At 39.8% G+C, this 13,362-nt stretch carries 10 protein-coding genes; 6 read left to right on the forward strand and 4 right to left on the reverse strand.

Annotated features, from left to right (window positions below):
- The first annotated feature begins 253 nt into the window (after positions 1-253).
- The gene (locus tag ACFPA1_RS03405) at positions 254-2,650 is read left to right on the forward strand and encodes a M14 family zinc carboxypeptidase (RefSeq protein ID WP_378581281.1); all 2,397 of its coding nucleotides are present in this window, start codon (positions 254-256) and stop codon (positions 2,648-2,650) included.
- 195 nt (positions 2,651-2,845) lie between these two features.
- Here ACFPA1_RS03405 and ACFPA1_RS03410 read toward each other — a convergent pair whose 3' ends face one another.
- Positions 2,846-3,316: a hypothetical protein gene (locus ACFPA1_RS03410; protein ID WP_378581282.1), complete on the reverse strand. Its 471-nt coding sequence runs from the start codon at positions 3,314-3,316 to the stop codon at positions 2,846-2,848.
- Between the two features lie 542 nt (positions 3,317-3,858).
- Between ACFPA1_RS03410 and ACFPA1_RS03415 the strand changes: the two genes are divergently transcribed.
- From ACFPA1_RS03415 to ACFPA1_RS03425, 3 genes are all read left to right on the forward strand, one after another.
- On the forward strand, positions 3,859-4,962 hold the full coding sequence (locus tag ACFPA1_RS03415) for an AI-2E family transporter (RefSeq protein WP_213140592.1): 1,104 nt from the start codon (positions 3,859-3,861) through the stop codon (positions 4,960-4,962).
- Between the two features lie 213 nt (positions 4,963-5,175).
- Positions 5,176-5,319 (forward strand): hypothetical protein, encoded by a 144-nt coding sequence (locus ACFPA1_RS03420; protein WP_213140591.1) that lies wholly within the window; start codon positions 5,176-5,178, stop codon positions 5,317-5,319.
- A gap of 90 nt (positions 5,320-5,409) precedes the next feature.
- On the forward strand, positions 5,410-5,547 hold the full coding sequence (locus ACFPA1_RS03425; RefSeq protein WP_378581283.1) for a hypothetical protein: 138 nt from the start codon (positions 5,410-5,412) through the stop codon (positions 5,545-5,547).
- A gap of 139 nt (positions 5,548-5,686) precedes the next feature.
- On the opposite strand, the gene ACFPA1_RS03430 is transcribed toward ACFPA1_RS03425, so the two are convergent.
- Positions 5,687-8,770, reverse strand: a complete 3,084-nt coding sequence (locus tag ACFPA1_RS03430; RefSeq protein ID WP_378581284.1) for a LysM peptidoglycan-binding domain-containing protein — start codon at positions 8,768-8,770, stop codon at positions 5,687-5,689.
- 204 nt (positions 8,771-8,974) lie between these two features.
- Here ACFPA1_RS03430 and ACFPA1_RS03435 point away from each other — a divergent pair, with 204 nt between their 5' ends.
- A complete protein-coding gene (locus tag ACFPA1_RS03435; RefSeq protein ID WP_378581285.1) occupies positions 8,975-9,763 on the forward strand; it encodes a sulfite exporter TauE/SafE family protein in 789 nt (262 codons plus the stop codon).
- Between the two features lie 45 nt (positions 9,764-9,808).
- Here the strand turns inward: ACFPA1_RS03435 and ACFPA1_RS03440 are convergent, their stop codons facing one another.
- Both ACFPA1_RS03440 and ACFPA1_RS03445 read right to left on the reverse strand, forming a co-directional pair.
- Positions 9,809-10,438 carry a lytic transglycosylase gene (locus ACFPA1_RS03440; RefSeq protein ID WP_378581286.1) on the reverse strand — a complete coding sequence of 210 codons (630 nt, stop codon included), beginning with the start codon at positions 10,436-10,438 and terminating at the stop codon, positions 9,809-9,811.
- Between the two features lie 41 nt (positions 10,439-10,479).
- Entirely contained in the window at positions 10,480-11,091 is a 612-nt protein-coding gene (locus tag ACFPA1_RS03445; RefSeq protein WP_378581287.1) for a polysaccharide deacetylase family protein, read from the reverse strand.
- A 285-nt stretch (positions 11,092-11,376) separates the two neighbouring features.
- Here ACFPA1_RS03445 and ACFPA1_RS03450 point away from each other — a divergent pair, with 285 nt between their 5' ends.
- Complete coding sequence (locus ACFPA1_RS03450) at positions 11,377-13,350, forward strand: polysaccharide deacetylase family protein (RefSeq protein WP_378581288.1); 1,974 nt, start codon at positions 11,377-11,379, stop codon at positions 13,348-13,350.
- The last annotated feature ends 12 nt before the right edge of the window (positions 13,351-13,362 follow it).

Genomic DNA, 13,362 nt, shown 5'->3' on the forward strand with positions numbered 1-13,362 from the left:
AATACAGTAGATGGAGCTTGAGTCTTAGACTCAGGCTTCTTTTTTTCTTAGTGGTTAATTATGAAATTACCCCCTCCTTGCTCAAACATTAGCGGTGCTAAGCAGCGGAAACGCCTGTTTCATAATAATAGATACTAAATCCCACTCCATCCACTTACAATTCAGGAAAATAGTAGGATGTTATTTTTATTTATTGATAATAGAATAAAAATGCAATAAAGATAGTAAATATACATAATTAGGGGGTAAATCAATGAAAAAGAAAAAAAAGAAAAAAGCCGCAGCAAGCTTGTTGATTATTAGTCTAGTGTCTACTGTTCCATTTTCAGCTGGTTATGCTGAGGGGCAAAAGTGGACAAACGTTAATACATATGAAGAACAAGATGGAAGCAAGTTTAATAGTGAGAACTATGATTTTGTTAAGTTCTCGCAAATCGGCACGAAGCTAAAAGATATTGAGAAACAATCCAACCGTGTGAAGGTTGAAGTCCGTGGAACATCAGCAGACGGGAATCCTCTTTATGTTGTCACCATTGCAGACCCAACCACACAAGGAAAATTTGGTAAAATACAAGCATTACGGAAACAAATGTTTAAAAATCCAAGCAAGGCTCAAGACTGGATTGCCGCCAACCCGGATTTTAAAGTTCCGATTATGATCAATGGTTCAATACATGGAACAGAGTTTGTAGGAAGCGATGCAGTTCTTCAGTTAATTGAACGCTTTGCGACACAGGATGATCAAGAGACAAAAGAAATTTTAGCTAACAATATACTAATTTTTAATGTTGTCCAAAATCCGGATGGTCGTGTTAATGCTACCCGTTTTAACGGTGAAGGAATTGATTTAAACCGTGATTTTATCACGCAATCACAGCCGGAAACGCAGGAAACGGTTGAGTTGATTAAAGAATGGAATCCGATGGTATTCCTTGACACACATGGTTATGTGAAAAATTATGCTCCAAACCATCAAGGCTTAATCGAACCTTGTACACCACCGCATAATCCAAACTATGAATATGATTTGTATAACAAATGGGCCTATCAGCAGGCTGAAGCAATGGAAGCCAACATCATGGGTGATAAAGCTAGTTTTAAAGGGACACTTTATCAGAGCATGGAAGGTGTTTATGTTCCACAGCGCGATGATGCTGCAGGTTGGGATGACTATCCGCCAATTTTTACTCCGATGTATGCGATGTACCATGGTGCTTATGGTCATACATTAGAAGCACCAACCAACGATTGGGATGGTGTTCGCTGGCAGTATGATGCCATTATGGGTGCACTGAAATTTGCTACGGAGAATAAGCAAGCGATGATTACCGATCAAATTGAAATGTTTAAACGTGGTATCAACTTTGACCATCCGTTCCATAAGGACGGCTTCTTCCCAAAAGCTTATATCCTGCCGGTTAATGAACAGGATCCGACTGTAACGGATAAAGCCGTTAATCATTTGCTGAAAAACGATATTGAAGTGGTTCAGGCAGCAAAAGATTTTACTACTGATGGAAAAAACTATCCAAAAGGAACCTATATTGTAAAAATGGATCAGGCCAAGGCCGGTTTAGCTAACACGATGCTATGGGATGGAGAGGATATCTTAAACGATACACCAGCAATGTATGATATTTCGGCATGGAGCTTACCAGAGCTTTGGGGCTTTGATGCTATTTCAACGGAAAATGATGTGAATGTAGTTACAACTAAGGTTAATCAGGTTACAGATCAAGGTGCGGTTACCGGAAAAGGACCTTTTGTTATACCGAATACTTCTATAAAAGCTGTTAATCTAGTAAATACACTACTTCAGCAAGGCGTATCTGTGAAGCGTGATGAAAAAGGTGACTTTTATGTAGAGGCAGCAGCTAATCAAATTGCTGCAGCGGTCAAGGCATCTGGCATCCAAGTGGGAAGCACTGAAAAGGTACCAACAAATGGCGCTAAACTATCGAGCATAAAAGTCGCAATCTTAAAGGACGGCGGCATGGGAAAACAACAGTCCCACAGCGGTACAAAGCTGGCCCTTAAACGACTTGGTTTTGCTGTAACAGAAGTGACGCCTGTAGAAGTTGCTGAAAATGGTTTAAGTGGATTTGATGTATTTGTCTATAGCGGAACAGAAAGTCTCATCTACTTACCTGAAAGATTATCTGCTGCCAATAAAGAATTTGGCTTCCAGGCAGCCAGCCAGTTTGATTCTTTTAAAAACAATGTTTCTGATTTTGTAAGTAAAGGTGGAAAGTATATTGCGGTCGGTGCAGGGGCATCGAGCGCAACCAAAACCCTAGGACTTACTGATGATACCATTAATGCCGCGGGCTCTAACAGTAACGGAATCGTAAAGGTAAATTATTCGGGAACTGGGGTATCTGCCGGGTACGGCAAGGATGATCTTGGTTTTGTTTACCGTCCCGTTTGGTATACTGGTACAGGGAATGATGAAGTAATTGCTAGTTTAGGAAGCGAAGATGATTTCTTTATGGCTGGCCATTGGATTAATAAAAAAGCGGAAGCAAAGGGCCAGGCTGTTATTGTGAAAGAGCAGGATAAAGACGTAACGTTGATTGGATTAGAAGCCGGCTTCCGTGATCATACAGATTACTTGTTCCGACTATTATCCAATGCCATTTTTGAAAAATAAGAATAAAGTGAAGGCCTGGCGCAAAATAGGTGTCAGGCCTTTTTATTATGTAGGGTCAGGATATGTTCAGGTTGAAAAATTTATATAATTTTGTCTATAATAAGCCTTGTTAAAGACATTTTAGCCATTTTCAAAGGTCATTTTGTCTTTAATAACCCGGGACAGGGGGCATTTCACAGTGATCTCGGACCGGTCCTATGTTTCATTTTGAGGGAAGCATTTTTCATAGACAATTTGAAATCCATACAGTACGAATGATTTTATTAGAAATACGAGGGATAGTTGGAATTTATTTAGTCTTACTAATGAGACATATCCTATTTTCTTTAACCAATTCAACCCTATGAAAGTAAAAATGGAGTCAATAATGATATTAACCAAAAGGTATAGATTAAACTTTCCATAGGTGAATTTTAAAATCCATAGGGAGCCAACCAAGAAAGGTCCCAATATTAACGGTAATTCTGCTAAAACATTGGGTTTGACTGAATAAGGGAACCACCACCATTTTTTCTTTTCCGCAAATCTTCCTTCTGCAATCAGATATAAGCTCATAAAAATGCCGCCTGGCAGAAACCTTTTAAGTGTTTTCCTGCCCAATAACGAAATGCTAAGCCAGGGTAAAATGGCCATGAAAATTATCAGTGTTTTATCTGCTTTTTTCAAGAAAATATTCTCCCTTAAAAATATTGATATTTCTATTTTTTCCTTTTTGTGGCTGTTTATGTGGTGGAATAATGAATTTTTCTAAACCCTATGGTTCATTTCTTATCGGCCCAGCAATAACATTTACTGTGAGGGGCAACTAAGGAAGGGGCGGGAGATATGATTTCATTATGGGAAGAACATGTATTTTGGTTAGAAGTATATCTATGCGATGACAATGAAATATAAAGGAAATAAGCTATTAAATAAGGAAACGTTACGATTTTTAATCCATCATTTTCCAGAAACCTGCTATTATATTAAAAAATTGAGTCACTATGCGCCCCAGTTGCAGCAGGAAGCCAGCCAATGCTCATTAAGAAGGGTTTCATATTTGTAAATTTATGAGCAGTTCCTGCGATAAGTAGAGTCGTCGATCCTATATCAGCAATAATTTTTAAAAAGAACATAGAAAAACTATTAAAATCAATATGAATATACTGTATATTATTCCAATACTTTGATATACTTTAACCCAAATATAGAGGCAAGGGGTACAAACCGTGTCAAAATCAAAATTACAATTCTGGCTCATTCAAATTTTGCTTATTTTATCGATTATTTTCGTTTCAACAAAAATCACCTTTATGTTTAAGCCAATAGGAGTCTTTTTCTCAACGGTTTTCTTTCCAATTTTGATCACTGGATTTCTTTATTTCCTTTTAAATCCGTTAGTGAATTTTCTCGAACGTAAAAAGCTGCCAAGAATAGCCTCAATCCTTATCATATATGTCGGGTTTATTGGCCTAATTGTGTTGGCGATTAGCAGCTTGGTTCCGATTGTGTCTAAACAAGCGACGGACCTTGCCAATAATTTGCCGGTCTTTGCTCATGAGACTACTGAGTTTTTAAAAAATATGGTTAAGTCTTCAGAGTTTAAAAGCTTTCGGGATACCCAAAGTGAAATTATTGATACAGTCCAGCAACGGTTAATGGAATATGCAAATACATTGCCTAAAACACTGACGAACGCACTATTGGGTTTGTTTGGAATGGTCACTAATCTAGCTATTATTCTTGTTACAGTACCATTTCTATTATTTTACATGTTTAAGGATGGTCATAATTTTCCAAAAGCCGTTTCAAAATTTTTTCCGGCAGGTTACAGAGATGAAGGCCTAAAGATTTTAAAAGAAACAGGGGAGACATTGTCTGCCTACATCCAGGGGCAGGTTATGGTCGCCCTGGCAGTGGGAACCTTGTCTTTTATCGGTTATTTAATTATTGACTTGCCGTATGCGTTAATCTTGGCGATAATTGTTGCCTTTACCAACATTATTCCTTATGTAGGCCCAATTATTGGCGGTGCCCCCGCTGTTCTTGTTGCTTTGTTTGAGTCACCAACGAAAGCTTTATTGGTTATCGTCGTCATCCTTGTCGCTCAGCAAATAGAAGGGAACTTCCTATCCCCGATGATCCTAGGCAAGTCATTGGATACACACCCGGCCACGATCATCATTATTCTATTGGCTGCAGGCAATCTGGCCGGAGTACTTGGAATGGTCTTGGCTGTCCCAACCTACGCTGTTTCAAAAGTAATTGTTTTAAACCTAGTCCGATTTTTGAGAGCGAGAAAAGCTGCAAATAAGATCGTAGAGGGAACTTGAGTCTTAGACACAGGTTCCTTTTTGAAACAGGGGTGAAACACGGGGACGGTTCTCGTGTGTCAGAAAATGAGACACAAGAACCGTCCCTGTGTTTCAGGAATATTTTATATATGTAATTTACATATAAAGGTGGTCTGATGTATAATAGGTGTAAATTACATATATAAGTAGGGAATGGCGTTAGGGAACTAACATCGAATGGAGGCTTTTTTTATGAGTGATCAAGAGGAAATTTTGCTTTATAAAACTTCTCAAATCCTTAATAAAGACACAAGCATGATGAGGTTAAACGATATTATTGAGGAGCTGGTAAATATTATCGAGTTAAACGTAAAGAATAGCGAAAATACTAATTGATTATAACTTTATGTTAACTGTTTGTATCGTATAATCCCAATAGATCAGGTGATAATAATCCCATGATTCTTTTAAACAAGGAGTGGGATAATGTATCAAATAGCCGATATCACAGAAAATGAGAAGGAAAAGATAAAGCAGCTTGAACATGAATTAGGCTTAGTATTAATTGCCTACGACGATAAAAACGGCGTGCAGATGAGGGAATACAGCAAGGACCTGAAGTAGTAACAAGGAACCTGTAGAGTGGACATTTTGAAAAAAGTCACTCTATAGGTTTTTTTTGTGCAAAGCTCATGAAGGCAGTGAAACATGGGGACGGTTCTCGTGCATCATGCCTGCGATGCACAAGAACCGTCCCTAAGTCTCATCCTGGGATTTTTAAAGTTTGTCCCACATAAATGGTATCTGTTGTTAAGCCGTTTAGTTCTTTAATAGCGATGACAGTGGTGTTATACCGCATCGCAATGGCGGATAAGGAATCACCGGATACCACTTTGTACGTTATGACTGTTGCATTCACTTGTGTAGTGTTTGTTGTCGTGATTTTTAAGGTTTGTCCTACGTAAATCGTATCAGTTGTTAACTGGTTTTCTTCTTTAATGGCTGCCACCGTCGTATTATACCGATTTGCAATGACGGATAAAGAATCGCCCGCCGCTACCGTATAGGTTACAGTAGTGGTGGTTGCAGCAGGCGCCGGCGTAGGTGCGGGTGTTGTATTCGTGCCGGTTGTGTTCGGTAATGTTAATGTCTGGCCAATATAAAGAGTGTCGGTAGTCAAATTGTTGATTTCTTTAATTTGGCTGACAGTTGTATTGTATCGAAGGGCAAGTGAATATAAATTATCGCCCGCAACAACTGTATACGATATATACGCTGGAGCAGGCGGAGCGGCCGCTTCTATAGGTGGAGGAGCCTGAGTTACTGCCACGGTTGTCGGAAGGGTAGTCGCATAACTATTCCAAACCTCTTTGTTCTCCTGTCCGATACTCCAGTTTCCAACACCGCGCAAATTATATTTACTAATCAGCAGTAATTTTTGACGAATCGATTCCTCGTTTTCGTACCAGATGGTATAGGTACCGGCAGTCAAAGTAGTTCCCCCAACAACCGGCTTAGGATCTCCTTCTCTGATGGTAACAATCGCTTTTGGCGTTTTGCTTACTTCATCAAAAATAACCGTTCCGTTATATTGTTTTATTAATTGTTCTACCTGCCAATTTGAAATTCCAAAGCCTCCATAGGTTTGCCCCTGAATCCAATATCGTCCGTATTGGGCGATGCCGAGGACAATTTTATCAGCTGCGACATTTTGATTGAAGGCATATTGAACCGACCTTTCTACCCAAGGGTTGCTGGCTACAGGACCTGCTGCTCCACCGGGGTAGCTTTCGTCGTAACTCATGATCATTAAGTAGTCGGCATATTTTGCTAAGCTGTTATAGTCATACGAGCCGTGCCAGCCTGTTGTCCAGCCATTTGGATTTGCCGCAACTGCCACTGAAACTTCCTTCCAAGCTGGAATCTTTTCCCGCAGTAACCGAACAAATTCCGTATAGTTGGCCCGGTCCACTTCCGTGACATTTTCGATATCCACATTGACACCGTCCAAGTTATAGCGGGCAATGGCATCGGCAATCTGCTGGGCAGCCAGCTCTTTATTGGCGAGCATGGCCCGGCCGATGTTTCGATCCCAATGATTGCTTAAAAATGGGACCACGCGGATTCCTTGCAAATGCATTGCTGAAATAAAGGCTGGGTCCAAGCTATAGGTCAATTTCAAGGTACCATTCGCATTGATATCAAAATAACTCGGCGACACGGTATTAACGGAGCTGGCTGTTTGGTTCACCATCGAAACGTAATCCTGGGTATTGCCAAAATACATATAGCCGAGATTGACCACTTCACTCGCTGTTACAGGTAATCGTAACAACTGATTCGGCTGTATGGCATTATTGGTAAGCTGATTTAGTGCCATTAACGCGTCAACGGTGGTGTTATAGCGTTTCGCAATCATAAATAGGCTTTCGCCAGCTGCAGCGGTATGGCTGTATAGTGGAACCGTGGCTAAGGTGCTGATATTTCCTGCAAAGTCCGTTTGATATACAGAAGCCGCCGCAGCGCCGGTCATATCTGTTTGGTCAAGATAGAATTTTAAAGTATAAAAACCTTCCGCGTCCGCTGTCCCAGACGTGCTCATTAACTCTGCACCATTTGTGTTGCGAATGGTTGCATAAACGATAGAATAGGGTTCTGCTGAGCCAAGCATCGTATAGATCGGACGTTTATTTTCAAACCCAAAGCCGTTTTTGGATACGACTGGATTTGGAACAACGGTATCTTTTATAACCGTTGAAGTTTGAACGATACTTGCATTTCCTGCTTTGTCTGTCAGCATGATTTCCAGCGTTAAGGTTCCATCTTTCAAACTGGCTACATCAAAGTTAAGATTAAATTTGCCGTTTGAAATCATGGCGGTTTTGGCTATATTGGTGGTCCCATCGCTAACGGTAATCTTAACCGAAGCACCTTCTTCCACAGAAGAACCACTCACAGAAAATTGATTCTGATTTAACAGATTAACATATGGTGCCACGGTTGCTACTGGCACTTCCGGTGCAGTTGTATCCTTTGTTATGGTCAAAGGCTGAAGCTGGCTCCTGTTCCCGGCAGCGTCAGTGGCCAGAACGCCTACTGTAATATCCCCATCCTTCAGGCCGCTAACATCAATGGGCAAAGAAAAATTGCCTTGCGAATCTGTTACAGTGGTTTTAACCATGCTGGTTAAAACATCAGAAATGGTCAAGTCCAGTGTGATCAGCGGTTCAACAGTACCACTTAGTTTATAGGTGTTGACGTTTCCGCTATAAATACTTGGAGGCTGGCTAAATTGGATACGAGCAGGACCAAGTGTATCTTTGTTCAGCGTCTTGACGGCAAATGGGCTCCTATTTCCGGCTTGGTCGACTTGGGTGATTTCGAATCGGATATCGCCATCATTTAAGCTGGACAGGTCTGCATAAATGGTGTATCCGCCAGTTTCATTCACCTGTCCGATTGACTCAACGCTCTTGCCTGTACCATCGAAGGCTTTGATGTTCACCTGTGCATTTGGTTCGCCAGTTCCGTTTAGCAAAAATGAGCTCTTGTTTTCCTGATTAATAAAATTGTTATTATTTAAAATTGGTGCAAGGGGAGCACTTGTATCTTTGGCAACAGTCATTTTTCCAGCAGGGCTTTTGATTCCCGTTGGACTTGTTTGCACAGCCGAAATGATGAGGGCACCATCCCTCAGGGCAGTTACATCCACATTAGCAATAAATTCGCCGTTGGCATTCGCAACAGCAGTTGTTGTGATGGTATTGCCTAAAGCCCCATCTGAAACAGATAGGTCCACTTTTGACCCCGGCCGGGCAGTAGGTGCTAAAAGAGTATATTGAGGCACGGGGACGGTTCCCATGCATCGATTTGATGCACGAGAACCGTCCTTTGTTTTGTTTAATGGTAAAATATTAATGGAAACAGAAAAGTTCTTACTCAAGATGAAGGAAAATAAAATATGAAAGCAAGCAGCTCTAAAGGAACTTGCCATAAGGGCAAATATTAATTTTTCGCCAAATGGAATATTGGCGGATTTGAGGTCGTAAATATGTTCACTAATTTATTTCTATTGAGTTTTGTTATTGGTTCCAATTTAATCATCGGAATTTTATTAGGGTTGTCGGGGATTTCTGGTTTCCTCCTGCCTTTGATTTATGTAGGTGTTTTAAAAATGCCCGTGCATGATTCCCTTGCACTTAGTTTCTTATCCTTTTCAGTCTCAGGCATCATCGGTGCCTATTCCTACTGGAAATCTAAAAATATGGATTTAAAACTAGCACTTTACTTGAGTATTGGCAGTCTGCCCGGCGCTTTTTTGGGTGTGCAAATTAATGTGATGATACCGGATTTCCTGGCAAAACTACTTCTTTATGTTTTTGTCTTGTTAGCGGGATTATCCATTTTATTAAAGAAAAATAAAGAAAACACAAATTCATTAAATGGCAATAACCATTCGAAAATTCTCGATCATTCATTAATGGTTGTTTTGCTCGGTTTCCTTACATCTGCCATTTGCTCATTGACAGGAGCGGGCGGTCCTATTTTACTAGTGCCGTTACTGGCAAGTCTCGGAATCAACATCAGGGTAGCAGTAGGGGTCAGTCTCCTAAACTCCGTCGTCATTGCCATTCCGTCTATTTTTGGATATTTCGCCCATGCAAGTATGATAAATACATCCTCGTTAATTATCGCTAGTCTGATAGGGACAATTGTCGGGATTGTAACTGGCGCACGCTTCGCCACGAAGGTACCGCTTCACCAATTAAAAATGGTCATCGCCATCATAACTATTCTTTCATCAGTTTACATGCTTGTCATGCTAAAATTGGGAGCCTAATAGATTAGAGGGGCTATTCACCCCTCATTTTATTTAACAAGCTTTCTAATAATCATCCCAATTAATAGCGCTGCAATACGAAAGGACACTTTTTACATAATTCTGTGTTTCTTCTATTGGCGGGACTCCTTTGTATTTTTTTACTCGATCAGGACCACAATTATAGGCTGCAATGGCAAAGGGCCAATCATGGAACTCTGCAAAGAGGGATTTTAAATAACGTGCAGCGCCATCAATGGACTCCTCAGGAATACAGGGGTTAACCCCAAGGAAATTCGCAGTTTCAATTTGCAATTGCATTAATCCAATTGCTCCCCGATTAGATACTAGATTGGGATTTCCTCGGCTTTCCGTGACCATGATGCTGTAAAGAATCTGAAAAGGAACTTGGTGCTTTTGAGCCGATTCCAAGATAGCTTTAGCCCACCTTTTGGACTGGTTCCCGCCGGGAATTTGATCAGGGATTACCTCATTCATCGTTTTGTTCAAAAGCACATCGTCTTCGACAATCTCTTGGATTTTTAGGACATGATCATAATATATTTCTTCGGAAGTTAGATTATTTAATTTCATTAGCTGTCCTATGGTAACACCGAATTTTTTCGATATTCCCCAAAGTGTGTCTGAAGGGTTCACTATATATAATTGGTATTTTTTATTCTCCTTATCTTTCATCTAATTAAAATCAGGCTCCTTTCTACCAAATTTAAAAAAATTCACTTCGTCTTCAGCAACTCGGAAATATTAACAATTTGGAGATTCTTTTCTGCAGCTTTTTCTATCAAAACTGGAAGTGCTTTTAAAGAGGAGTTAGTTGGGTGCATTAAAATGATATCGCCATTCTTAAGGTTAGGGGCTATGTTCTCAACAATCTCATTAGGATTTTCAAATCGCCAATCGATCGTATCTAATGACCACATGATGGTTGTCATATTATGCTGCGCTGCATGGTCAATCGTTCTTTGATCAAAAGACCCATAAGGCGGAGTAAAATATTTAGGACTAACCCCTAGTATTCTATTGATGATTTCATTGGTTTTCGTAATCTCCATTTGAATTTCTTCTGTTGATATAGTACTCATATCCTGATGAGAATAGGCGTGGTTGCCAATCTCATGTTTCGCATTTCTAACCATGAGTGCCAATTTAGGAAAATTTTCAACCCATCTCCCCTCAAGAAAAAAAGTAAGGCTAATATTTTTTTCCTTCAACAATTCCAATAAGTCTATTAAATATTTATTTCCCCATGCCACATTTACCATAAAAGAAATCTTAGGAATTGATTCGCTGCCATGATATAGGGGAAACGAGTTTTTATTATCCTCCATGGTGGTCTCCTTTGCTTATTTAATCATTATTTAATATATGTTGAAATAATAAAAAACGCATGTATTAATGTCATGATATGAATAGATTGGTGGCTTCCTAACCAACTTGCTTTTCTGAAAAAATATTTCATTTCTTCCCGTATTGGGCAATCTTTCTATGCATTTTTCAAAAAAATGCATACTATGCTTTTAGATTCTACAAATATTGGATTTGTTTGTTTATTTATAAATCTGTTTAAAAAAATGATGGACAAACAGCAACAAAAGGGGAGTGGGAGGAAAAAAATGCGCGTTTTATTCTTAGAAAGTCATCCCATGTGGATTCACGGATTACCGAATGGCTTTATAGATGCAGGGCACGAAGTGAAAATTTCCGGTCCAATCAACAATCTCGATATTGGCAAACGTATTTCCGAATTTCAGCCTAACTTAATCATCACGATGGGGTGGGGGCCAGAAAACACCGCTGTGGAAAAGCAGAAGAAAATTTACGAAAGCACCATAAATAGCAATATTCCTCATGTGTACTGGGCTACAGAAGACCCGACATCGACACAAATCTTTACTATTCCTTATATTCGGAGAACCCATCCGGACTTTGTTTTCACTATTTGCCGGGAACGGGTTCCTTACTACCGGGGACTAGGAATTCCTGCCGAACATCTGGATTTCGGCTACCATCCTAAAGTACATCACCCCGTGGATGTCGACCCAAACTATTATGCGCCAGTTTCAATCGTAGCCAATGGATACCCAAAAAAGCTATCCTATTTTCCAAGTCATTTTCGGCATCAGTCGATGAAAAGCTTGATTACACCATTACTTGAAAACAATATTCAAATTAATTTCTACGGGAACAATTGGGAAAGCATGGGTCCCCATTTGGGAGTGGAGATCCCTAAGGAATGGATCCGTGGCTATATTGATTACACAAATGCAAATACAGTGTATAGTGCCTCTGATATCACCATTGGGCTGCAAAACCTGCAAACACAATTAACGCAGCGAACGTATGAAGTCCTAGGGTCAGGTGGCCTATTTATTACGAATAACACACCGGAAATTAATCGGCTTTTCAAGTCAGGAAGGGAGTTACTGACATCATCATCACCTGAAGAAACACTCGAAATCGTGACCCATCTTCTTCAGCACCCTGAAGAAAGAGAGAGAATTCGCCAAGCCGGCCTTGAAGCTGTCCGTAAACATTCCTATAAAGAAAGAGCTAAATTTATGGTAGAGGTTTTGGAGAAAGAAGGAATCTTCAACAAAGGGAAAAGTACTTACACTCTTAAAATGGAAAATAGGACAACTTTTCAACAGGGCGAATTTGAAATCTATAAAGTTCAAAATGGGGATACCTTGTCCCTTATTTCAAGAGAGTTTGGAGTGCCCATTGCTAGGTTAAAGGAATTAAATAGCCTGACCACCGATATCATCGATACCGGCCTGCCTCTAAAAATTAGAGTACGAAAGAATCTCGATTATGAAAAATATGACCTATATACAATCTGCCATGGAGAAACATTAGCTAAGATTTCCAAGGAGTTTGGCATTTCACTAGAAAAGCTCAAACAGGATAACCAATTAACTTCAGATTTTATTTATGCCGGCCAATCGTTAAAGATTGAAAAGGATTATACCAACTCCCACAAAATGCCTTCGGTTTTTATATCGAAAGGTTTAAAAGATGATAACATGATTGCTTTAACATTTGATGCAGGTGACAGTGCCGAAAATACTGAGAACATCCTAAATGTTTTAAAAAAATACAATGTAAAATCAACGATGTTTTTAACGGGTGCATGGATAGAAAAATACCCGCAGCTCGCTAAAAGAATGATTTCAGACGGACATGAAATAGCCAATCATTCGTATAGCCACCCAGATTTAACAAAACAATCGAAACATGAGATTCAAGCAGAATTACAGTCCACTTCCGCTAGTTTTGAAAAAGTTCTTGGAACTAAAGGGTGCCCATTATTGCGGCCGCCATTTGGCTATTGGAATAAAAACCTTCTGGAAGCAGCAGGTGAAATGGACCTTCCATATACCATCTATTGGAGCATCGATACTCTCGATTGGAAGGAACCAACGGCAGAGTTTATTTATCAACGAATTTTTTCAAATCTTACGGGTAATGACATTGTCTTAGCGCATTTAAATGGAAAACCAACAGCAGAGGCGATGGAGCTTGTGATACCGGAACTCAAAAAACAAGGCTATCAATTAGTAAAAGTAAGTGACATGCTATGGGACTAAAATTTTTAAAAG

Origin of the sequence: Neobacillus sp. GCM10023253 (assembly GCF_042653105.1) — a bacterium.
GTDB classification, from domain to species: Bacteria; Bacillota; Bacilli; order Bacillales; family Cytobacillaceae; genus Neobacillus; species Neobacillus citreus.

Coding starts and splice junctions, on each gene's coding strand:
- ACFPA1_RS03405 (WP_378581281.1), top strand. CDS start 254: ATGAAAAAGAAAAAAAAGAAAAAAGCCGCAGCAAGCTTGTTGATTATT.
- ACFPA1_RS03420 (WP_213140591.1), top strand. CDS start 5,176: ATGAGTGATCAAGAGGAAATTTTGCTTTATAAAACTTCTCAAATCCTT.
- ACFPA1_RS03425 (WP_378581283.1), top strand. CDS start 5,410: ATGTATCAAATAGCCGATATCACAGAAAATGAGAAGGAAAAGATAAAG.
- ACFPA1_RS03435 (WP_378581285.1), top strand. CDS start 8,975: ATGTTCACTAATTTATTTCTATTGAGTTTTGTTATTGGTTCCAATTTA.
- ACFPA1_RS03440 (WP_378581286.1), bottom strand. CDS start 10,438: ATGAAAGATAAGGAGAATAAAAAATACCAATTATATATAGTGAACCCT.
- ACFPA1_RS03445 (WP_378581287.1), bottom strand. CDS start 11,091: ATGGAGGATAATAAAAACTCGTTTCCCCTATATCATGGCAGCGAATCA.
- ACFPA1_RS03450 (WP_378581288.1), top strand. CDS start 11,377: ATGCGCGTTTTATTCTTAGAAAGTCATCCCATGTGGATTCACGGATTA.